Source organism: Amycolatopsis magusensis, from assembly GCF_017875555.1.
In the GTDB taxonomy this organism is placed as follows: Bacteria; Actinomycetota; Actinomycetes; order Mycobacteriales; family Pseudonocardiaceae; genus Amycolatopsis; species Amycolatopsis magusensis.
Genome location: NZ_JAGGMS010000001.1, coordinates 3,811,221 through 3,831,382 on the forward strand (window position 1 = coordinate 3,811,221; position 20,162 = coordinate 3,831,382).

Consider the following 20,162-nt stretch of genomic DNA (forward strand, 5'->3'; position numbering starts at 1 on the left):
TAGCATGACGGCATGGACATCGACTCCGGCTTGCTCGCCCCGGTGTGGGCGGGCACCGGACTGGCCGCCCTGGTTTCCGACGACGCTTGGTTGCGCGCGATGCTCGACGCGGAGGTCGCGCTCGCGCGGGCGCAGGCGGAACTGCAGCTGATCCCGGCGGACGCCGCCGAGCGGATCGCCGCCGGTGCCGACAAAGGACAGTTCGACCTGGCCGCGCTCGCCGAGCAGGCCAGGGGGGCAGCGAATCCGGTGGTCGCGCTGGTCAAACAGCTCACCTCGGCGGTCGACCCGGCGACCGCCGAGTACGTGCACCGCGGCGGGACCAGTCAGGACATCCTCGACTCCGCTTCGATGCTCGTGGCGAAACGAGCGCTGGAAGCGATCGAGGAGGATCTGCGGCGCACGGCCGGTTCGCTTGCCGGACTGGCCGCCGAGCACCGTCACACCCCGATGGCCGGGCGCACGCTCACCCAGCACGCCGTGCCGATCTCCTTCGGCCTCAAGGCGGCGACCTGGCTCCAGCTGGTGCTGGACGCGCTCGACCGAGTCCGGTCGGTGGTGCTGCCCGCGCAACTCGGCGGTGCGGCGGGAACCCTTGCCTCGTACCAGGAATACGCCGGACGGCAGCCGATCGGCCCGGAGCTGGCGGCGGCGTTCGCGCGGCAGCTCGGGCTCGCCGAGCCGGTGCTGCCGTGGCACACCGCACGCACGCCGATCGCCGACCTCGGCTCCGCGCTGGCGTTCACCGCGGGCGCGCTGGGCAAGCTGGCCGTGGACGTACAAGTGTTGTCCCGCACGGAAATCGGTGAGGTCACCGAACCGGCCGCCGAAGGTCGTGGCGTTTCCTCGGCCATGCCGCAGAAGCGCAACCCGGTGCTGGCCACCCTGCTGCTCTCGGCGGCCAAACAGGTGCCGGCGCACGCGTTGATCCTGGTGCAGAGCCTGGTCGCCGAGGACGAACGCGCCGGCGGTGGCTGGCATTCGGAATGGCAGCCGCTGCGGGAAAGCCTGCGGCTCACCGCCGGAGCCGCGCGCACCGCGGCGGAACTGGCGGGCGGGCTGGAGGCCCATCCCTCGCAGATGCGGAAGAACCTGGACCTCACCGGCGGCGGCATCGTCTCCGAACGGCTCACCATCGCGCTGGCGTCCACCATGGGCAAGGCCGCGGCGAAGGACCTGCTGGCGCGGTTGAACCGCCAGGCCTCGGCCGAGGGCCGGTCGCTCGCCGACGTGCTGGCCGAGGAACTGCCCGACGCGCCGGACGTCAGCGCCCCCGAGGAGTACCTTGGCGCTTCGGGTGAACTGGTGGACCGCGTGCTCGCGCGGGCCACGGAGACCTTGGGGGAGTAAATGGCAGAAGAACCCGCCATGGGCCTGCACGGCCTGAGCAAGCGGTTCGGCCGGACGATCGCGGCGGACCAGGTGAGCCTGGAGGTGCCGCGCGGCTCGTTCTTCGGCCTGGTCGGGCCGAACGGTGCCGGCAAGACCACCTCGCTGTCCATGGCGGTCGGCCTGCTGCGCCCGGACTCGGGCACGGTGCGGATCTTCGGCACCGACATGTGGGCCGAGCCGGACCGGGCCAAGGCGCTGGTCGGCGTGCTCCCGGACGGACTGTCCATTCCGGAACGGCTGACCGGGCGCGAACTGCTGACCTACATGGGACAGCTGCGCGGCCTCGCCCCGGCGGCGGTGGCCGAACGCACCCACGAACTGCTCGGCGTGCTGGAACTGCTCGAGGCCGAACGCACCCTGGTGATCGACTACTCCGCCGGGATGCGCAAGAAGATCGGGCTGGCCATGGCGCTGCTGCACGCGCCGCGCCTGCTGGTGCTGGACGAGCCGTTCGAAGCGGTGGACCCGGTGTCCGCCTCGACCATCCGCACCATCCTCAACCGGTTCGTCGCCTCCGGCGGTGCCGTGGTGCTCTCCAGCCACGTGATGGCGCTGGTGGAGCAGTTGTGCAGCCACGTCGCGGTGATCACGCAGGGACGCGTGGTGGCGGCGGGCTCGGCGGCCGAGGTGCGCGGCGAGGGCACGCTCGAAGAGGCGTTCGTGCGGCTGGTCGGCGGGCGCACCGGCGGCGGGGAAGGACTGTCGTGGTTGGCGTCTTCGTCCGACTGAAGCTGCTCGTCCTGCGCAATTCGCTGCGCGGGAGCCGGATCGTCGGCTGGGTCTTCGGCGGGCTGATCGGCCTGCTGGCCGCGGTGGGCACGCTGCTCGTCGGCTTCGTGCCGTTCGACCGCCCGGAAACCTCGGTCGACCTGCTGGCCTCGATCCACGCGGTCTGGCTGATCGGCTGGGTGCTGGCGCCGGTGGCCACCGGGGGCGGGGACGAAACGCTGCGCCCGGAACACTTCGCGCTGCTGCCGCTGTCGAACCGGCGGCTGGCGACCGGCCTGCTGGCGGCCAGCCTGGTCGGGGTGACCACGCTGGTCAGCCTGGTGGCGTTCAGCGGGCTGTACTTCTACGGGCTGCGGTTCGGCCCGGCCCCGGCGCTGGTCGGCCTGCTGTTCGCGGTGCTGCAGTTGTTGCTGGTGGTGCTGGTCTACCGGGTGGTGATGGCCGCGCTCGGCGCGCTGCTGAGTTCGCGCAAGGGCAAGGAACTCGGCATCCTGCTGGTCGCGCTGACCGGGTTGTCCGGCATCGGGCTCAACTACGCGCTGAACAGCGTGGGCCCGGCGATCATCCAGGGGCAGGCGCCCGAACTCGTGGCCGTGACGCGGGTGCTGCCGTCGGGCTGGGGTGCGGTCGCGGTGCACGCGGCCGGTACCGGCTCGTGGGGCCTGGTCGTGGTGCTGCTGGCCGGCTTGGTGGTCCTGCTCGGGGTACTGCTCACGATCTGGGGCGCGCTGCTGGCCAGAAGCGTGACCTCGCCGTCGTTCCACGGTGCCGCCCGGGTCCGGTCGTCGGCGGGCCAGTCGTCCCCGGTGACGGTGTCGCCGGTCGGCGCGGTGGTGCGCAAGGAACTCCGCACCTGGTGGCGGGACGCGCGGCGGCGGGTCGCACTGATGGGCACGCTGATCATGGGCGTGGTGGTCTGCGTGGTGCCGTCGTTCTCCGGTGACTCGACCGCGCCACTGGCCCTGCTCGGCGTGTTCGTCGCCGTGTTCGGCTGCCTTCAGGCGGGCAACCTGTACGGCTTCGACGGCAGCGCGCTGTGGCACACCCTGGTCACCCCGGGGGCGCCGCGCGCCGACGTGCGCGGGCGCCAGTTCGCCTGGGTGCTGCTGGTCGCGCCGCTCGCCTTGGTGCTCGGCCTGGTCACGCCCGGGGTGAGCGGACGGCTGGACCTGTACCCGTGGGTGCTCGGCGCGCTGCCCGCGCTGCTCGGCGCCGGGGCCGGTGTGGTGCTGCTGCAGTCGGTCTACGTGGCCTACCCGCTGCCCGATCCGCGCCGGAACACCAGCCCGTGGTCGTCGGGTGGACGGCCGGGCTGCGCGCGGGTGCTGATGATGTTCGCGATCACGCTGCTGCAACTGGCCGCCGCGCTGCCGGTGATCGGCGTGGTGCTCCTGGGCGAGCTGAACGACTCGGCCGTGCTCAAGTGGGCTGGTGTGCCGGTCGGCCTGGCCGTCGGCGGGCTGCTGGCGTGGTGGTGGGGCGCGCTCGCGTTGCGGCGGCTCACCGACCGGGGCCCGGAACTGCTGAACACCGTCGCCAAGGAGATCTGAGGCGCGTTATCCCTGCAGTTGGGCCCAGACCTCGCGGTCGCGTTCGGCGGTCCAGATCACCGGGCGCTCGATGCCGCCCAGCTCGTCCCACAACCGGGAGACGTCGAACGGCAGGCAGTGCTCGAAGATCGGCCAGTGCCCGTACCGCTCGTGCAACGCGGCGTGCGTGCGCTCGAAGGCTTCCTTCAGCGTCCCACCGGCGTCCCGCACGGCACCGACCTCGCGGAGCATGACGGTGAGGAAGTGCCGGGTCTGCTCGATCGCCGCGTCGACCGCCTCGCGGCCCCGGCTCACCCCGCCACGCCCGCCGATCAGCGTCTCCGCGCCGAACTCCCGCACGCGGTCCAAAGTGGACGACGACCAGTCGCGGTGGAAGGCGTCGCCGGTGTACAGCGCGGCCTCGGCCTCGACCAGGTCACCGGCGTAGAGGATGCGCTGCTTGGGAAGCCAGGCCACCAGATCGCCCTCGGTGTGGCCGCGCCCGCAGTGGTGCAGTTCCAGTTCGCCGCGCTCACCGCCGAGTTCGATGGTCAGCCGGTCGGAGAAGGTGAGCGTGGGCCAGGTCAGGCCCGGCACCGACTCGGCGCCCTTGGCCAGGCGCGGCATCCGGCCGAACTCGCTTTCCCAGTCGGCGATCCCGCGTTCGGCGATCAGCGCGCGCGTGTTCTCGTGCGCCACGATCACCTCGGCGTCGAAAGCGGACGCGCCCAGCACCCGCACCGCGTGGTAGTGCGAAAGCACGAGGTAGCGCACCGGTTTGCTGGTGTGCTTGCGCAGTTCGGCCAGCCATTCGCGGGCCGCGACCGGGGTGGCGAGCGCTTCGAAGCAGACCAGGAAGTCCTCGCCCTCGATCGCCCCGATGTTCGGATCGCCCTGCGCGGTCAGCGCGTAGACGCCGTCGGCGAGCACCTCGAGGGTGCGCTGCTTCTCTTCCAGATCGGCCGAGGATGCGAACGCCTTCTCCGTCATGCCCCCGATGCTAACGCCGCTCGGCGCGCCGGGACTGTACTCGCCGGTAGCTGTAGCCGAGCAGGACCAGCAGCACGATGCCGGACAGGATCAGGCTCGTGCCGGTGCTCCAGCCCGCCAGCGGCAGGCCAGGGACCAGGCCCCAGACGATCCCGGCCGCGATCAGCCCCAGCCCGGCCAGCACCGAGCCGGTGATCCGCAGCGGCGAGGACACGCTGTCCTCGGCGGCCTTCATCGCCCGCTCCTGCACCGGGTCGACGTAGCGCTCCAGCTTCGGGAACACCGAGGCGAGGATCAGCAGCCCGGCCAGCACCAGCAGCAGGCCGGGCCCGGGCAGCACGAGCAGCGCGACGCCGATCACCAGGATCAGCACGCCCGCCACGGTCATCAGCACGCGCTTCATCGGCTTCACGTTAACCGAGCGTGCCCGGATCGGCCGGGCGAGCGGCGTACTCGGTGAACGATCCGTCCACGGAGAACCCGAGCCGTCGGTAGACCGGTTCACCCGACGGCGAAGCCTGGAGCACCAAGGCCGGGAAGCCCGCGTCGACGGCCGTGCGCATGACCGCCAGCGTCATCGTCCCGCCGAACCCGCGCCGCCGGTGGCTCGCCAGCGTGCTGATGTTGTAGATGCCCGCGACACCCGCGTGCAGGAAGACCTCACCGGTGCAGACGGGCACGCCGTCGTGGTAGCCGACCAGGTAGCGGGCCGGGCACCCGGGAGCCAGCGCGAGTGCGGCGGTCTTCGCGACGAACTCGACCACGGTCGCCGCCGGCGGCTCCCAGTTCGCGGCCAGCACGCGGGCGTAGTCGTCCAGTTCGCCACGCGTGCTCGCCACGCGGATGTCCAAGCCCACCTCTGGTTCCTCCGGCAGCGGGCCGTCCACCACGACGGACATCGAAGCTTCGGTCTCTGCCTCGGGGAGGCCCGCGGCGGCCAGCCGGGCGCCGAGGTCTCGCGGCTCGGACGCGGGACCCACCCACCAGGAGAACGGCCGCGGGCCCAGCGAGGCCAGCGTCCCGGCGATCCGCTCATCCGCGTTTTCTCGGGTGAAGCGGGCTCGGGCGACGATGTTGAAGGTGTCGTCGTCGAGCCCGCTGTCCGCGATGAGCAGGTCACCGCTCTCGCGCACGCTCATGCCGGGGCAGGCGCGGTGCAGGTGGCAGGCGTGTTCGGCGAGGTTGGCTTCGGCGGCCGCGGCGAGGTTCACCCTGCCGATGATCCACTGGCCGCCAGTGCCTGGTCGAGGTCGGCCCACAGGTCCTCGACGTCCTCCAGGCCGACCGAGATCCGCAGCAGCTGCTCGCTGATGCCCCCCTCGGCGCGGTCGGCCGGGTCCATGATGTGGTGGCTGAGCGAACCGGGGTGCTGGATGAGGCTGTCCACGCTGCCCAGGCTGACCGCGGGCGTGAACAACCGGACGGCCCCGATCACCGCGTGCGGGTCGCCGTGGACCTCCACCGCGAGCATCGGCCCGCCACCGGTCATCTGCTTCTCCGGCCGGTTCTCGTTGCGCCCGGGGTAGTGCACCTTGGCGATCTGCGGGTGATCGGCCAGTCGCCCGGCCAGCTCGGCGGCCGTCTCGGACGCGGCCCGCATCCGCAGCGGCAACGTGGAAAGCCCGCGCAGCAGCAGGTACCCGGCCAGCGGGTGCAGCGTCGCGCCGGTGAGGAAGCGCAACTGGCGAAGCCGGCGCGCGTACTCCTCGTCGCAGGTCACGACGCCGCCGAGGACGTCCCCGTGCCCGCCGAGGAACTTCGTCGCGCTGTGCAGGACGATCCGCGCGCCGTGCTCGGCCGGGCGCTGCAACGCCGGGGTGGCGAAGGTGTTGTCCGCGAGCAACGGAACCGGGCCGCACGCGTCGGAAAGGCGGCGCAGGTTCGTCTCGGAGAGCGTCGGGTTCGCCGGGGTCTCCACGATGACCAGCCCGGTGTCGTCGCGGATCGCGCCGGCCACCTCGTCCGGCCTGGCCCAGGTGACCTGGGTGCCGAGCAGGCCGGAGCCGATCAGGTGGTCGCTGCTGCCGTACAGCGGCCGGACCGCCACCACGTGCGGCCTGCCGGACGAGACCCCGGCGAGCAGGCAGGCCGACAACGCGGCCATCCCGCTGGCGAAGGCCACGGCCGACTCGCAGCCCTCGAGTTCGGCCATCGCCGTCTCGAACCGGGCGACGGTCGGGTTGCCTACGCGCGCGTACACCGGCGGGCCGTCCACCTGGGCGCCGGTGCAGAGCACGTCGAGGCGGTCGGCCTCGGTGCGGCTGTCCCGTGACGGGTAGGTGGTGGACAGGTCGAGGGGGACCGCGTGCACGCCGAGTTCCACCAGGTCGTCGCGGCCGGCGTGCACGGCACGGGTGTTCAGTGTGGTCATGCGCCGAACCTGGCAGGCGAGCCGGGACACGGCCACGAGGTCCGGACTATGTTCGGCGCATGGAGCAGAATGTGCGCCTGGATTCGGTGGACGCCGAGATCCTGCGGCGCTTGCAGAACGACGGCCGGATGGCGAACAAGGAGCTGGCGGCGGCGGTCGGCATCGCGCCCTCGACCTGCCTGGACCGCGTCGCGCGGCTGCGCCGGGCCGGGGCGATCACCGGCTACACCGCGCAGGTCGACCCGGCGGCGGTCGGCCGTCCGATCGAGGCGCTGCTCGCGGTGCAGGTCCAGCCGCACGCGCGCCCGCTGGTCGACCCGTTCATCACGCACGTGCTCGGGCTGCCGGAAACCCGCGCGGTGCACCACGTGACCGGGCCGGACGATTTCATCGTGCACGTCGCCTGCGGCAACAGCCAGGACCTGCAGCGCCTGGTGCTCGACGAATTCACCGCGCGCCCGGAGGTGGCGCGGCTGCAGACGCACCTGATCTTCTCCACCTGGCCCGGCGGTCCGCTCACCCCGTACCCCGGGCGGACCTCCACAAAGGACGTCCCATGACAGGTGACCGATCGGTATCATGTCTTTGACGGCGACCACGATCGAAAATGCTTCGAGGGGAATTCCGCCATCCGGACTCCCGGGTCGCCGTCGAACGGATCCGGCAAATGGCGGAACTGGGGGGCCGGCACATCCGGGGGTGAGGATGCCCGCCCGCCGGGTGCGCTCTACGCCGATCGGGCCACCATAACAAGCGTTCACGCCGGTGGCGGCGACCCCTCACGCTGCGCGATATTTTCGCTCCCGTTCTTCGGCCGGTCGCGGCGCGAGCCCCTGAACTGCAGCGTCCTGTGTGGACGGCCCGTTTCTTGTCCGGCGTGCAACCGGATTGACACGTCGTTCGTGATCCGGCTTTTGCGTTGGGGGCCGAGAATGAGAAACTGTTCACGGCGGGGCCTCGCACGCCGCGACTGCCGCGCCCGTTATGGTGCGGCTTGCTGATCAACGAAGCGGGAAGAGAGCGAATTATGGCGCAGAAGGTTCTGGTCGAGATGATCGACGACATCGACGGCGAGATCGCCACGCAGACCGTGCCGTTCGGTTTGGACGGTGTGTCCTACGAGATCGACCTGTCGGACGACAACGCCGCCAACCTCCGTGACGAGCTCGCCCGGTTCATCGCGGCCGGCCGGCGCACGGGCGGGCGCAAGGTGCGCCTGGCCACCGGGGAATCGGCTTCCTCCTCCAGCGGTGCCGACCGCGAGCGCGCCCGGCAGGTCCGCGAATGGGCCAGGGAGAACGGCTACCAGGTTTCCGAGCGCGGCCGCATTTCGGCCGAGATCACCGAGGCCTTCGAAGAGGCGCAGCGCAAGCCCGCCGCGGCGGCGGTCAAGGCCGCTCCGCGCAAGCGCGCCCCCCGCAAGAAGGCGGCGGCGAAGTAGTGCCGTACGGGCCCGGCGCCCCGGACCCGGGTGGACCATCCACTCCGGACCGGTGGCGCCGGGTGGCCCGCGCTGGTTAGGCTGCGGGCCATGGGGGCGGCCCACGAGGAACTGGCGACCGGGCGGTTGAGCCTGCGCCGGCCAGCGGCCGCCGATATCGACGCCATCCTCGCCATTCACCGCGATCCACGCACCTGTGCGCACAATCCGTCCGATCGGCTCACAGCGCGTGACGAAGCCGAAGAACTGTTCCACCGCTGGGACGCGCATTGGTCCGGTTACGGCTTCGGCTATTGGACCGTGCGCACCGCGGCCGGGCCCGAGCCCGCCGGTTTCTGCGGCGTGAAAGTGATGCGCTTCGACGAGCGCATGGTGCTCAACCTCTTCTACCGTTTCGCCCCGGCGCACTGGGGAGCCGGCCTGGCCACCGAAGCCGCCACCGCGGTGGTGGAATGGGCCGCCGCGCACCAGCCGTCCTATTCCGTGATCGCCAGGGTCCGCCCGGCCAACCACGCCTCGGCGAAGGTCGCCGCGCGCGCCGGCCTGGCCAGAGCCGCCCACCTGGACGGCCCCGGCCACGACGGTCACGACCTCGTTTTCACCGGGCGTTGACCCCAGGCCCGATCGCCCAGTAGCGAGAGGGCGGCGGGGAGCAGGACACCGCGGACCACGGTGGCGTCGATGAAGACGGCGGCCGCCATTCCCAGGCCGAGCATTTTGTACTCGATCGCGGTCAGCGTGAGGAAAACCGCGAATACCGCGATCATGATCACCGCGGCGCTGGTGACCACGCCGGAACTGGCGCCGATTCCGCGGACGATCGCACCACGGGCGTCGCCGGGGGTGAAGCGTTCGCGAATGCGGCTGAGGATGAAGATGTGGTAGTCCATGCTCAGCCCGAATAGCAGGACGAAGATGAACAGCGGCAGCCAGCCCACCACTCCGCCGTACGCGGTGAACCCGAGCGGCCCACTGAGGTTGCCGAACTGGAAAACCCAGGTCAGCACCCCGTAGGCGGCGCCGATCGAGAGCAGGTTCAGCACGATCGAGACCAGCGGGATGGCGATCGAGCGGAACGCCACCAGCAGCAGGACGAACGCCAGCACCAGCACGAAGGCGAAAACGAACGGCCCGCGTTCGGCTATTCGCGCGGTGAAGTCGTACGGGGTCGCGGTCCGGCCGCCGACCGCGTATTCCGCCTTGCCGCCGAAGACGTCCGGCAGCACCTCGTGCCGCAGGTATTCCAGCGCCGCGGCCGACTGCGGGTCGGTGCCCGTACCGGCGAGCGGCACCCGGATCACCAGGGTTTCCCCGACTTCCGAGACGGCCACCGGTTCGAACAGCCTGCCCCCGCTGGCCGCCACCCGTTCCCGCAGTTCGCCGATCGCCGGACCCGGTTCCGTGCTCTGGTTCCACACCACGACGCGCGCCGGGATCGGCATTCCGGGAAAGGCCTCGCCCATCCGGATCGCCGCGTCGACGGCCGGTACGTCACGCGGCAGGCTCTGCGTGATCGCGGCGTCCTGCAGGCGCATGCCGAGCGCCGGAGCGGCGGTCAGCAGCAGCGCGAGCGTGGCCAGGCCACCCCACGCCAGTGGCCGCTTCACCACGGCGGCGGCGATGGACGCCCACGCCCGTGACTCCCGCGCGGAGGTCCGCCCGCGCCCGAACCACGGCAACCGCAGTGCGTCGATCCGGTCGCCCAGCAGCGAAAGCAATGCGGGCAGCACGGTCACCGCGCCGAGCATCGCCAACCCGACCACCAGTGCGGTGCCGATGGTCAGGCCGCGGAACACCCCGAGCCCGGTGAACAGCAGGCCGGTCAGGCACAGCACCACGGTCAGCCCGGAAACCACCACCACGCGGCCGGAAGTGCGGGCGGTGACGCGCAACGCGTCCGCGGTCGCCCGCCCGGCGTGGCGTTCTTCGCGGTGGCGCCGCAGGATGAACAAGGAATAGTCCACCCCGACCGCGACCCCGATCAGCAGCACCAGCGCCGATCCCGCGCTGTTGAACGGCACCACCTTGCCGATCACCGCGAGCAGCGAGAAGGTCGCGGCGACCACGGTGAGCGTCAGCAACAGGGGCAGTCCGGCGGCCACGAGCGAGCCGAAGACCACCACCAGGATCAGCAAGGTGATCGGCAGCGAGAGCAGATGCGACCGGCTGAGATCGTTCTTGATCGCCTCGTCCACCGCGGCGGTCAGACTGCGATCGCCTGCCTGCGCCACGCGGACATCCGGGTGCCGGGCCGCGACCGCCTCGATCACCTCGGTCGCGGCCCGTGCCCGCGCCGGGGTCTGCGGATTCGGGCCGCTGAGGTGGAAGGTGACCAGGAACGACCGGCCGTCGGCGGAGATCAGGTTCACGCCGTCCGGATCGGCGGGGGAGCGGACCGCGGTCACCTCACCACGCTGGCGCAGCGACGAGGCAAGGTCGGCCACCGCCGCTGCCGGATCCACCGGCGCAATCGCTTGCACCAGTACGTATTCGTGGACGGGTTCGTACGCGGTTTCCGCTCGCAGAGCCGTTTGGGCTTCGCCGGATTCGCCGGGATCGGTGTTGGGCGCGTCCGGTCCGGAGGCCAGAAAGCTGATTGCGAGGGTGAGCGCGACCAGCGCGAACCACCCGGCGATCGCCTTGCCGCGGTGCTCGGCCGACCAGCAGGCGACCCGCTCGGTCACCGGACGACGGCCTGCCGATTTGCCATCGGGCAGCATGAACTGATGTCCTTTCCCTGAAGGGGTACGACACGAAGGACTCGCCCTCGGGCGAGGTGGTGCTTCTTCCGCCTGGGCCGTCGAGCTGCAACTCGGCGGCCCAGGGTCTCCTACTCGACGTCCTTGAGGATCCTTTCCAGGCCGTCCATCCGGCCCCGCAGCTCCGCGAGCTGCCGCTGGGTCTCTTCCTGGCTCGTCACCGCCCGCTCGGCCAGCCTGCGATAGGTCTCTTCCCTGGCCAGCGCGGCCTTCGCGCGCCAGGTCACGGCGAGCTGCCAGATCGCCACGGTCAGCACGGTGGTGATCAGGACGAAGATCCCGATCACCCCGGCCAGCTCCTGCCAGTCGTTGTCGCTCATTCCCCTGATCCCTTCTGCCCGGGCTCGCTCAGCGTCTCGGCCGCCGCCGCGATGGACCGCGGGGTCAGCTCGTAGGCGAACGGGGTCACCTCGTAGAACTTCATCGCCTTGCCGTCGTCGGACAGCTCCAGCTGCGCGGTGACCAGCCCGGCCGCTTCGAGCTTGCGCAGGTGCACCTGCAGGAGCGCACGGCTGATGCCCAGCTCGCGCGCCAGTTCGCTGACGTAGTACCGCTGCCGCGCGAGCGTGGCCACCACGCGCACGCGGTGCGGGTTCGCCAGCGTGGCCAGCACGCGCACCAGCTCGTCCCCGGTCGGGCTCACAACGCGAACCTGCACATGCCAACAAAAGTTAGCAGGTGCAGGTTCGGGTTGGCTAGTCCGATCAGGCGGCCTTCGGGGTGGCGGAGCCGAGGACGCGGCGGTGGATGTCCAGCGCGGCGTCCGACTTGTTCAGGGTGATGTAGTGCAGGCCGGGCGCGCCTTCCGCGAGCAGGCGTTCGGCCATCGCGGTCGCGTGGTCGACGCCGATCCGGTAGGCGTCCTCCGGCGTGGCCCGCTCCAGTGCCTGCGCCAGCCGCGCCGGGAAGGAGGCGTCGCTCAGCTCGGCGAACCGGTGGATCTGCTTGAAGTCGGTGGCCGGCATGATCTCCGGGATGATCGGCGTGGTGCAGCCCGCCGCCTCGACGCGGTCCCGCAGGCGCAGGTAGTGCGTCACGTCGAAGAACATCTGCGTCACCGCGTAGTCCGCGCCCGCCCGGCACTTGTCCACGAAGTACCGGGTGTCACTCTCCACATCGGACGATCGCGGGTGCAGCTCGGGGTAGGCGGCCACGCCGATCGAGAAGTCGCCGATGTCCTTGACCAGCGCCACCAGCTCGGCCGCGTAGGTGAAGCCGTGCGGGTGCGCGATCCACTGGGCCCGCGGGTCGCCGGGCGGGTCGCCGCGCAGCACCAGCACGTCCCGGATGCCCGCGCCCGCGTACTGGCCGATGATCTGCCGCAACTCGGCGACCGAGTGCCCCACCGCGGTCAGGTGTGCGACCGCCCGCAGGGTCGTCTCGGAGACGATCGCCTCGGTCATGTTCACCGTGCGTTCCCGCGACGAACCGCCGGCGCCGTAGGTCACCGAGACGAACGTCGGCGCCAGCGACTCCACCCGCCGCACCGAATCCCAGAACCGGCGTTCGCCCACGTCGGTCTTCGGCGGGAAGAACTCGAAGGAGAAGCTGGGACGGCCGGACGCCAGTTCCTCGCGCAGCGTGGTCATCGCCGGGCTCCCGTGTTGAAGTACTTCGCCTCCGGGTGGTGCAGCACGATCGCGTCGGTCGACTGCTCGGGGTGCAGCTGGTACTCCTCCGACAGCTCCACGCCGATGCGCGACGGGTCGAGCAACGCGGCGATCTTCGCGCGGTCCTCCAGGTCCGGGCACGCCCCGTACCCCAGCGAGAACCGGGCACCGCGGTACTTCAGCGCGAACATGTCCTCGACGGCCGCCGGATCCTCGTTCGCGTAGCCGAGTTCCGCACGCACCCTGGCGTGCCAGTACTCGGCGAGCGCCTCGGCCAGCTGCACCGAAAGCCCGTGCAGCTCCAGGTAGTCGCGGTAGGCGTCGGCGGCGAACAGCTCGGCCGTCCGCTGCCCGATGCGCGAGCCGACCGTGACGATCTGCAGGCCGACTACGTCGACCTCGCCGGATTCCTCGGGCCGGAAGAAGTCGGCCAGGCACAGCCTGCGTCCACGCGGCTGCCGCGGGAAGGTGAACCGCGTGCGCTCGGATCCGGTTTCGGACAACAGGATCAGATCGTCCCCTTTGGACACGCAGGGGAAGTAGCCGTAGACGACGGCGGCTTCGAGCAGGTTCGCCGTGTGCAGCTCGTCCAGCCAGCCACGCAGGCGCGGCCTGCCTTCGGTCTCCGCGAGTTCCGCATAGGACGGTCCGTTCCCGCGTGCCTGCTTGAGCCCCCACTGCCCCTTGAACAACGCGTCTTCGTCCAACCAGGACGCGTAGTCTTTGAGCGGGATGCCCTTGACCACCCGGGTTCCCCAGAACGGCGGTTCCGGCACCGGGTTGTCGATCGAGACGTCGGACCGCACCGAACCCTCGTCCGGCGGCGGCTCGAGCACCTCGGCGGTGGTGGTTTTCGCCACCCGCCGCGGTTTCAGCTCGGGCAGCTTCGCGCCGGGGACACCGCGCTTGACCGCGATCAGCGCGTCCATCAGCCGCAGGCCCTCGAAGGCGTCGCGCGCGTACCGGACCTCGCCCTCGTAGATCTCGTGCAGGTCCTGCTCGACGTAGGCGCGGGTGAGCGCGGCCCCGCCGAGGATGACCGGGTAGTCCGCCGCCAGCTTGCGCTGGTTCAGCTCCTGCAGGTTTTCCTTCATGATCACCGTGGACTTCACCAGCAGCCCGGACATGCCGATCACGTCCGCCTTGTGCTCCACGGCGGCCTCGAGGATCGCCGAAACTGGCTGCTTGATGCCCAGGTTCACCACGGTGTAGCCGTTGTTGGACAGGATGATGTCGACCAGGTTCTTGCCGATGTCGTGCACGTCCCCGCGCACGGTGGCCAGCACGATGGTGCCCTTGCCCGCCGCGTCCGACTTCTCCATGTGCGGCTCGAGGTAGGCCACCGCGGTCTTCATCACCTCGGCCGACTGGAGCACGAACGGCAACTGCATCTGCCCCGAACCGAACAGCTCGCCGACCACCTTCATGCCTTCGAGCAGGGTGTGGTTGACGATGTCCAGTGCGGGCTTGGTCTCCAGCGCCGCGTCGAGGTCGGCTTCCAGGCCCTTGCGCTCACCGTCGATGATGCGCCGCTGCAGCCGTTCGTCCAGCGGCAGCGCGAGCAGTTCCTGGGTTTTGCCCGCCTGCATCGACTTGCTGTCCACGCCCTCGAACAAGGCGAGGAACTCCTGCAGCGGGTCGTATCCTTCGCGTCGCCGGTCGTAGATCAGGTCCAGCGCCACGTTCCGCTGCTCGTCGGCCAGCCGGGCGATCGGCAGGATCTTCGCCGCGTGCACGATCGCCGAATCCAGCCCGGCTTCCACGCATTCGTTGAGGAACACCGAATTCAGCACCATGCGCGCGGCGGGGTTGAGGCCGAAGGAGATGTTGGACAGCCCGAGCGTGGTCTGGACCTCCGGGTGCCGCCGCTTCAGCTCGCGGATCGCCTCGATGGTGGCGATACCGTCCTTGCGCGACTCCTCCTGCCCGGTGGCGATGGTGAAGGTGAGGCAGTCCACGATGATGTCGCACTCGCGGATACCCCAGTTGCCGGTCAGGTCGGCGATCAGCCGCTCGGCCACCGCGACCTTGTGCTCCGGGGTGCGTGCCTGGCCCTCTTCGTCGATGGTCAGCGCGATCAGCGCGGCGCCGTGCTCCACCGCGAGCCGGGTGATCTGGGCGAACCGCGACTCCGGGCCGTCGCCGTCCTCGTAGTTCACCGAGTTGAGCACCGCGCGCCCGCCGAGCTTTTCCAGCCCGGCCTGGAGCACCGCGGGCTCGGTGGAGTCGAGCACGATCGGCAGCGTGGAGCTGGTGGCGAACCGCCCGGCGAGCTCGGCCATGTCGGCGACACCGTCGCGGCCCACGTAGTCCACGCAGAGGTCGAGCAGGTGCGCGCCTTCACGGATCTGCGCGCGGGCCACCTCCACGCAGTCGTCCCAGCGCCCTTCGAGCATGGCCTCGCGGAACTTCTTGGAACCATTGGCGTTCGTGCGTTCACCGATGGCCAGATAAGCGGTGTCCTGGCGGAACGGCACGGTCTGGTACAGCGACGCGGCACCCGGTTCGGGCCGCGGATCACGCGGGGTCGGCTGCAGGTCGCGAACCCGCTCGACGACCTGGCGCAAGTGTTCCGGCGTGGTGCCGCAGCAGCCGCCGACCAGGGAGATGCCGTAGTCCCGGATGAAGGTCTCGTGCGCGTCGGCGAGTTCCTCCGGGCTCAGCGGATAGTGCGCGCCGTTCGCGCCGAGCACCGGCAGGCCGGCGTTCGGCATCGCCGAGACCCGGGCCCGCGCGTGCCGGGCGAGGTAACGCAGGTGCTCGCTCATCTCGGCCGGGCCGGTGGCGCAGTTGAGGCCGATCATGTCGATGCCGAGCGGTTCCAGCGCGGTGAGCGCGGCCCCGATCTCCGACCCGAGCAGCATCGTGCCGGTGGTCTCCACCGTGACCTGCACCAGCAGCGGCAGGTCCGCCCCGGATTCGGCGAGTGCCCGCCGGGCGCCGACCACCGCGGCCTTGGTCTGCAACAGGTCCTGGGTGGTCTCGACCAGCAGCGCGTCGGCGCCACCGGCGATCAGCCCGGCGGCGTTGTCGCGGTAGGCGTCGCGCAACGCGGCATAAGGCGCGTGCCCGAGCGTGGGCAGCTTGGTGCCCGGCCCCATCGAGCCGAGCACCCAGCGCGGACGGCCGTCGGCGGCGAACTCGTCGGCGACCTCCCTGGCGATCCTCGCGCCCGCTTCGGCCAGTTCGAAGACCCGGTGCGCGATGTCGTACTCGCCGAGCGCGGCCAGGTTCGTGCCGAAGGTGTTGGTCTCCACGCAGTCCACGCCGACGGCGAAGTACGCCTGGTGCACCGAGCGCACGATGTCGGGGCGCGTCACGTTGAGCACCTCGTTGCAGCCTTCAAGCTGCTCGAAGTCCTCCATGGTCGGGTTCTGCTCCTGGAGCATGGTGCCCATCGCGCCGTCCGCGACCACCACCCGGCTCGCGAGGGCTTCCCGCAGCGCCTTCACCCGGTCCGTCATGCGATCTCCGCCAATCCCGCTTCGATCCGGTCGGCGGCCGCCTGCCCGTAACTTTCGGCCGCGCGCGCGGCCAGGTCGGAGGCGACCAGCTTGTACTCCTGCGGCCCGACCGTCTCCAGCACGGCCGTGGCCAGCGCGCAGCCGAGCTGCGCGGCGCGTTCGTCCGGCCAGCCCCAGGCGAAGCCGGCCAGGTACCCGGCGCGGAAGGCGTCACCGACACCGGTCGGGTCGGCGATGTCGTGCGCGGGCACCGCGGGCACGCGCAACGACCGCGGGCCGTCGATGGCCACGCCTTCCTCGCCGTAGGTGGTGATCCAGGTCCGCACGCGCTCGAGCACCTGGCGCCGCGTCCAGCCGCTGCGTTCCTGCAGCAGGGCGGCTTCGTACTCGTTGGTGAACAGGAACTGCGCGCCGGTGATCAGCTGCCGGGTCTGCTCGCGGTCCAGGGTGGCCAGCTGCTGCGACGGGTCCGCGGCGAACGGCACGTTCAGCTCGCGGCACTGCGCGGTGTGCCGCAGCATCGCCTCGGGGTCGTCGGGGGCGAGCACCGCCAGGTCGATCGGGCCGACGCGGGCCAGGTCGATCTCCTTGGCCTCCACCATCGCGCCGGGGTAGAAGGTGGCGATCTGGTTCTGCACGAGGTCGGTGGTGCAGGTGAACCGGGCGGTGTGCCGCTCCTGGCTGACGTGCACCGCGCTGGTGTCGACGCCGTGGTCGCGCAGCCAGTCGCCGTAGTCGCCGAAGTCGGGGCCGACCGCGCCGGCCAGCCGCGGCGCCAGCCCGAGCCTGCCGAGGCCGAAGGCGATGTTGGCGGCCACCCCGCCGCGGCGGACCTCCAGCCGGTCGGCCAGGAACGACAGCGAGACGCGGTCGAGCCGGTCGGCGAGGAACAGTTCGCTGAACTTCCCCGGGAAGGTCATCAGGTGGTCGGTGGCGATCGAGCCAGCCACGGTGATGCGCACGGTGGTCCTCCCTCAGCCTGGAGGCCCCAGTTTCGGGGGCGGGCGCCGCGGGCCTTCTTTTCGACAATCACATGTGATCTGGGTCACTCTTCTGAAACATCCGGGGGTCGCCTGGCAAAAGACCCAGTGCGGCCGTGGGAACTTCACCGATCCAGCGACCGCGGTCCGAGGTCGTCCGTCCACCCGTCGGGGGTTTGCGCGCGTGGCTGTTGTTGCTCCGGTTCGTCAGCTGCTGCCGCCCGTACTGCCCGCCGCCGCGCCGCCGTGGCCCGGCAGGCGGCTCCGGATGCTGCTGCACGCCACCTGGATCACCGCGCTCGCCGTGGTGGCCGAACTGCGCGTCGGCCGGTTCGGCTTCCACCCGTCCGACCAGGGGTTCGTCCTCGCGCAGAGCTGGCGGATCCTGCACGGGGAGATCCCGCACGCGGACATCGTCTCGGCGCGGCCGCTGGCTTCGGCGCTGCTGCACACCGTGGATTTCTTCGTGCCCGGGCCGTTGTTCGTGGTCTCGGGCGTGCTGTCGATGCTGGAGCTGACCCTGGCCACGGTCGCGCTCGCCGCGCTGGTCACCCGGCGCCCGGTGCTGACCTGGGGGCCCGGTTTCACCGCGCTGGTGGCCGGGGCCGCGCTGGTGAACCTGAACGGCTTCCCGATGATGGCCTGGCACACCATCGACGGCATCGCGCTGATCGCGTGCGGGGCGTGGGCGCTGGACGCGGGCCTGCGCTCGGGCCGCGCGTGGCCGCGGCGGCTCGGGTTGTTCCTGTTCGGGGTGGCCGGGTTCGTCAAGCAGGGGTTCCTGGCCGGGATCGTGCTGGCGGCGGTGTGGTTGCTGCTGCACCCGGCGAGCCGGGCGGGCGCGCTGCGGACCTGGCGGTGGTGGTGGCGGACCGTGGCCGACCTGCTGGTGCTCGGCGCCTTCCCGCTCGCCTACGTCGCGGTGGTGTGGCTCGCGGACGGCTACGAGTCGATGTACGCGCAGGTGGCGACCGGGGTCCCGGCGTACGGGGAGCGGCTGGTCGCGTTCTGGGTGGACGAGTTCTTCTTCACCCCGCACGGCGTTCCGCTGCCGCACACGCCGGTGTCGTTGATCTTCCTGTTCGCGGGGATCGCGGGCCTGCTCATCGTGGTGCGCCTGGTGAAGCGGTGGCCGATGGTGGACCGGGCGCTGGTACTCGCGGGCACCGCGGCGGTGTCGGCGGCGGTGTGGCAGGGCCTGTTCGGGTCGGAGCCGCGCTGGGCGGATGTGCTGTGGTGGTCGGCGGCCGCCGCGCTGGTGGTCGCCACGATCTCCCGGCGGCGCATGCCACCCGCAGCGGTGCTGGTGGTCGCGCTCGGGTACATGATCAGCCTGTCGTGGGGCGTGGACACGCCTTCGCTGCTGGCGGGCAGCCTGGGGCTGACCGCGGTCCTGTGCCTGGTCGAAGGCATGCCGCCGGTGCCGTCGCCGGGTCGCAGGCTCACCGCGCTGGCCGGGGTGGTGGTGCTCGTGGCCGCCGGTGCCGCCGTGGTGCAGCGCCACGACCGCGCGCCGTACCTCGACCTGCCGCGTGCCGCGCTCACCGAGGACCTGGGCACGGTCAACCCCGAAATGCGTGGCGTCATAACGAATCCGGCGACGCACCGGTACGTTTCCCAGCTCAATTCCTGCCTGCGGCAGTTCCCGGCGTCGAAGGTGGCCGTGCTGCCGGACAATGCGTTCGCGTATCCGGTGTTCAGCCTGCGCAACCCGTATCCACTGGAATGGCCGCTGCCACTGGAACTGGTCGGCGACGGGCCGCTGCGGATGATCATGCGCACCGAGGAGCTGAACCGCGAAGGGGACTACCTCGTGCTGTTCCAGACCGTGAAGCCGGAGACACTGGCGGCGGGCGGGACCGTACCGCGCTGGGTCAGCCCGGACGCCCCGATCTTCGACCACGCGGACCTGGAGAACGACATCCGGGCCATCCTCACCGGCCGGCCGATCACCTGCGGCAGCTTCGTCGGCAAATGGGCCCCGGCGCGGTGAATGCTTTTGTTGCGCCCTTTGCAATGGAATTCGGGGATTCCGCGGATTGCGCATTGTGCAATGGTGCTCGCATTCGTGGAAATGGTACTAGACTCGGGTGAATGCACGCCTGGTTGCGGGTCAAGGGCAGGGAGTTCCGGTCGCGGTTGCTGCTCGGCGCGGAACTCTACGATTCGGCGAAACTGATCGGGGAAGTGCTGGAGGCGGGCGGGTGCGACGTCTTCATCACCACGCTCGACCTCGGGTCGGGGCGGGCGGGGGTGGCGTTGTCGGAGCTGGCCAGGTTCGTCGACGTGGACACGTTCACCTGGGTCGGCACCACGTCGTTCGCGCGCAGCGGGGCGGAGGCGCTGAAGACCGCGCGGCTGCTGCACGAGTCGTTCGGCATCGAGATCGTCAAGCTCGACGTCCGTGACGTGGCGAACCTGCCGGACGGCCCGGCCACGGTGACCGTCGCCGAGCAGTTGCTCGCCGACGGGTTCGCCGTGCTGCCGCTGGTCGACGCCGACCCGGGCCTGGTCACCCGGCTCGCCGACGCGGGCTGCGCGGCGGTCCGGGTGGTGGCTTCGCCGGTCGGGAGTGGGCGCGGCATCGTCGACGAACGCGCTCTGCTCTCGGTGCTGGAGGTCGCGACCGTGCCCATCGTGGTCGAATGCGGCATCGGCTCGGTCGCGCACGCCGCCCGAGCCCTCGAACTCGGCGCCGACGCCGTCCTGGTCAACACCGCCGTCGCTACCGCCCGGGACCCGGCAGGCCTCGCCGCCGCCATGCGCCACGCCGTCCAAGCCGGCCGCCTCTCCGCCACCGCCCACTAACCCGACCCCCACGCTCCCGCACCCGAACCCCACGCTCCCGCACCCGAACCCCACGTTCACGCAGCCGAGTTCCACGTTCAGGCACCTGA

At 70.9% G+C, this 20,162-nt stretch carries 18 protein-coding genes; 8 read left to right on the top strand and 10 right to left on the bottom strand.

The window, feature by feature from the left end:
• Positions 1 to 12: 12 nt before the first annotated feature.
• From pcaB to JOM49_RS16960, 3 genes are read left to right on the top strand one after another with little or no spacing between them, the layout of a single operon-like run.
• Positions 13 to 1,350: a 3-carboxy-cis,cis-muconate cycloisomerase gene (pcaB, locus tag JOM49_RS16950; RefSeq protein ID WP_209665242.1), complete on the top strand. Its 1,338-nt coding sequence runs from the start codon at positions 13 to 15 to the stop codon at positions 1,348 to 1,350.
• Complete coding sequence (locus JOM49_RS16955) at positions 1,351 to 2,121, top strand: ABC transporter ATP-binding protein (protein ID WP_209665243.1); 771 nt, start codon at positions 1,351 to 1,353, stop codon at positions 2,119 to 2,121.
• The gene (locus JOM49_RS16960; RefSeq protein WP_209665244.1) at positions 2,097 to 3,671 is read left to right on the top strand and encodes a hypothetical protein; all 1,575 of its coding nucleotides are present in this window, start codon (positions 2,097 to 2,099) and stop codon (positions 3,669 to 3,671) included. The genes JOM49_RS16955 and JOM49_RS16960 overlap by 25 nt, the downstream gene beginning before the upstream one ends.
• A 6-nt stretch (positions 3,672 to 3,677) precedes the next feature.
• Here the strand turns inward: JOM49_RS16960 and JOM49_RS16965 are convergent, their stop codons facing one another.
• The 4 genes from JOM49_RS16965 to JOM49_RS16980 are packed head-to-tail and all read right to left on the bottom strand — an operon-like array spanning position 3,678 to position 7,011.
• On the bottom strand, positions 3,678 to 4,640 hold the full coding sequence (locus JOM49_RS16965; protein ID WP_209665245.1) for an MBL fold metallo-hydrolase: 963 nt from the start codon (positions 4,638 to 4,640) through the stop codon (positions 3,678 to 3,680).
• Between the two features lie 10 nt (positions 4,641 to 4,650).
• Positions 4,651 to 5,043, bottom strand: coding sequence for a PGPGW domain-containing protein (locus tag JOM49_RS16970; protein WP_209665246.1), 393 nt, complete (start codon positions 5,041 to 5,043; stop codon positions 4,651 to 4,653).
• Between the two features lie 10 nt (positions 5,044 to 5,053).
• Positions 5,054 to 5,851 (bottom strand): GNAT family N-acetyltransferase, encoded by a 798-nt coding sequence (locus JOM49_RS16975; protein WP_308158767.1) that lies wholly within the window; start codon positions 5,849 to 5,851, stop codon positions 5,054 to 5,056.
• On the bottom strand, positions 5,848 to 7,011 hold the full coding sequence (locus JOM49_RS16980; RefSeq protein WP_209665247.1) for a trans-sulfuration enzyme family protein: 1,164 nt from the start codon (positions 7,009 to 7,011) through the stop codon (positions 5,848 to 5,850). The genes JOM49_RS16975 and JOM49_RS16980 overlap by 4 nt, the downstream gene beginning before the upstream one ends.
• 59 nt (positions 7,012 to 7,070) lie before the next feature.
• Here JOM49_RS16980 and JOM49_RS16985 point away from each other — a divergent pair, with 59 nt between their 5' ends.
• The 3 genes from JOM49_RS16985 (at position 7,071) to JOM49_RS16995 (ending at position 9,064) form a co-directional block, all read left to right on the top strand.
• On the top strand, positions 7,071 to 7,571 hold the full coding sequence (locus JOM49_RS16985; protein ID WP_209665248.1) for an Lrp/AsnC family transcriptional regulator: 501 nt from the start codon (positions 7,071 to 7,073) through the stop codon (positions 7,569 to 7,571).
• Between the two features lie 467 nt (positions 7,572 to 8,038).
• Positions 8,039 to 8,452, top strand: a complete 414-nt coding sequence (locus tag JOM49_RS16990) for a histone-like nucleoid-structuring protein Lsr2 (protein ID WP_209665249.1) — start codon at positions 8,039 to 8,041, stop codon at positions 8,450 to 8,452.
• Positions 8,453 to 8,542: 90 nt separating this feature from the next.
• Positions 8,543 to 9,064 carry a GNAT family N-acetyltransferase gene (locus tag JOM49_RS16995; RefSeq protein ID WP_209665250.1) on the top strand — a complete coding sequence of 174 codons (522 nt, stop codon included), beginning with the start codon at positions 8,543 to 8,545 and terminating at the stop codon, positions 9,062 to 9,064.
• On the opposite strand, the gene JOM49_RS17000 is transcribed toward JOM49_RS16995, so the two are convergent.
• From JOM49_RS17000 to JOM49_RS17025, 6 genes are all read right to left on the bottom strand, one after another.
• Positions 9,037 to 11,172: an MMPL family transporter gene (locus JOM49_RS17000; protein ID WP_209665251.1), complete on the bottom strand. Its 2,136-nt coding sequence runs from the start codon at positions 11,170 to 11,172 to the stop codon at positions 9,037 to 9,039. The two genes, JOM49_RS16995 and JOM49_RS17000, sit on opposite strands and share 28 nt — an antisense overlap.
• 110 nt (positions 11,173 to 11,282) lie before the next feature.
• Positions 11,283 to 11,531 carry a hypothetical protein gene (locus JOM49_RS17005; RefSeq protein WP_209665252.1) on the bottom strand — a complete coding sequence of 83 codons (249 nt, stop codon included), beginning with the start codon at positions 11,529 to 11,531 and terminating at the stop codon, positions 11,283 to 11,285.
• Complete coding sequence (locus JOM49_RS17010) at positions 11,528 to 11,854, bottom strand: ArsR/SmtB family transcription factor (RefSeq protein ID WP_209665253.1); 327 nt, start codon at positions 11,852 to 11,854, stop codon at positions 11,528 to 11,530. The genes JOM49_RS17005 and JOM49_RS17010 overlap by 4 nt, the downstream gene beginning before the upstream one ends.
• 61 nt (positions 11,855 to 11,915) lie before the next feature.
• Complete coding sequence (gene metF / locus JOM49_RS17015) at positions 11,916 to 12,800, bottom strand: methylenetetrahydrofolate reductase [NAD(P)H] (protein WP_209665254.1); 885 nt, start codon at positions 12,798 to 12,800, stop codon at positions 11,916 to 11,918.
• Positions 12,797 to 16,285 carry a methionine synthase gene (metH, locus tag JOM49_RS17020; RefSeq protein ID WP_209665255.1) on the bottom strand — a complete coding sequence of 1,163 codons (3,489 nt, stop codon included), beginning with the start codon at positions 16,283 to 16,285 and terminating at the stop codon, positions 12,797 to 12,799. The genes metF and metH overlap by 4 nt, the downstream gene beginning before the upstream one ends.
• Positions 16,282 to 17,247 (bottom strand): carbohydrate kinase family protein, encoded by a 966-nt coding sequence (locus JOM49_RS17025; RefSeq protein ID WP_209665256.1) that lies wholly within the window; start codon positions 17,245 to 17,247, stop codon positions 16,282 to 16,284. Before JOM49_RS17025 ends, metH begins: the two co-directional genes overlap by 4 nt.
• Before the next feature lie 202 nt (positions 17,248 to 17,449).
• Between JOM49_RS17025 and JOM49_RS17030 the strand changes: the two genes are divergently transcribed.
• Complete coding sequence (locus JOM49_RS17030) at positions 17,450 to 19,258, top strand: hypothetical protein (protein WP_308158768.1); 1,809 nt, start codon at positions 17,450 to 17,452, stop codon at positions 19,256 to 19,258.
• A gap of 101 nt (positions 19,259 to 19,359) precedes the next feature.
• A complete protein-coding gene (locus JOM49_RS17035) occupies positions 19,360 to 20,073 on the top strand; it encodes a beta/alpha barrel domain-containing protein (RefSeq protein ID WP_209665257.1) in 714 nt (237 codons plus the stop codon).
• Positions 20,074 to 20,162 lie beyond the last annotated feature (89 nt).

What these genes read in the sequence shown, in the direction of transcription:
- JOM49_RS16980 (WP_209665247.1), bottom strand. Translation starts at nt 7,011, where the DNA reads ATGACCACACTGAACACCCGTGCCGTGCACGCCGGCCGCGACGACCTG.
- metF (WP_209665254.1), bottom strand. Translation starts at nt 12,800, where the DNA reads ATGACCACGCTGCGCGAGGAACTGGCGTCCGGCCGTCCCAGCTTCTCC.
- JOM49_RS17005 (WP_209665252.1), bottom strand. Translation starts at nt 11,531, where the DNA reads ATGAGCGACAACGACTGGCAGGAGCTGGCCGGGGTGATCGGGATCTTC.
- JOM49_RS17035 (WP_209665257.1), top strand. Translation starts at nt 19,360, where the DNA reads ATGCACGCCTGGTTGCGGGTCAAGGGCAGGGAGTTCCGGTCGCGGTTG.
- JOM49_RS16995 (WP_209665250.1), top strand. Translation starts at nt 8,543, where the DNA reads ATGGGGGCGGCCCACGAGGAACTGGCGACCGGGCGGTTGAGCCTGCGC.
- metH (WP_209665255.1), bottom strand. Translation starts at nt 16,285, where the DNA reads ATGACGGACCGGGTGAAGGCGCTGCGGGAAGCCCTCGCGAGCCGGGTG.
- JOM49_RS17000 (WP_209665251.1), bottom strand. Translation starts at nt 11,172, where the DNA reads ATGCTGCCCGATGGCAAATCGGCAGGCCGTCGTCCGGTGACCGAGCGG.
- JOM49_RS16985 (WP_209665248.1), top strand. Translation starts at nt 7,071, where the DNA reads ATGGAGCAGAATGTGCGCCTGGATTCGGTGGACGCCGAGATCCTGCGG.
- JOM49_RS16955 (WP_209665243.1), top strand. Translation starts at nt 1,351, where the DNA reads ATGGCAGAAGAACCCGCCATGGGCCTGCACGGCCTGAGCAAGCGGTTC.
- JOM49_RS16990 (WP_209665249.1), top strand. Translation starts at nt 8,039, where the DNA reads ATGGCGCAGAAGGTTCTGGTCGAGATGATCGACGACATCGACGGCGAG.
- JOM49_RS16970 (WP_209665246.1), bottom strand. Translation starts at nt 5,043, where the DNA reads ATGAAGCGCGTGCTGATGACCGTGGCGGGCGTGCTGATCCTGGTGATC.
- pcaB (WP_209665242.1), top strand. Translation starts at nt 13, where the DNA reads ATGGACATCGACTCCGGCTTGCTCGCCCCGGTGTGGGCGGGCACCGGA.
- JOM49_RS16965 (WP_209665245.1), bottom strand. Translation starts at nt 4,640, where the DNA reads ATGACGGAGAAGGCGTTCGCATCCTCGGCCGATCTGGAAGAGAAGCAG.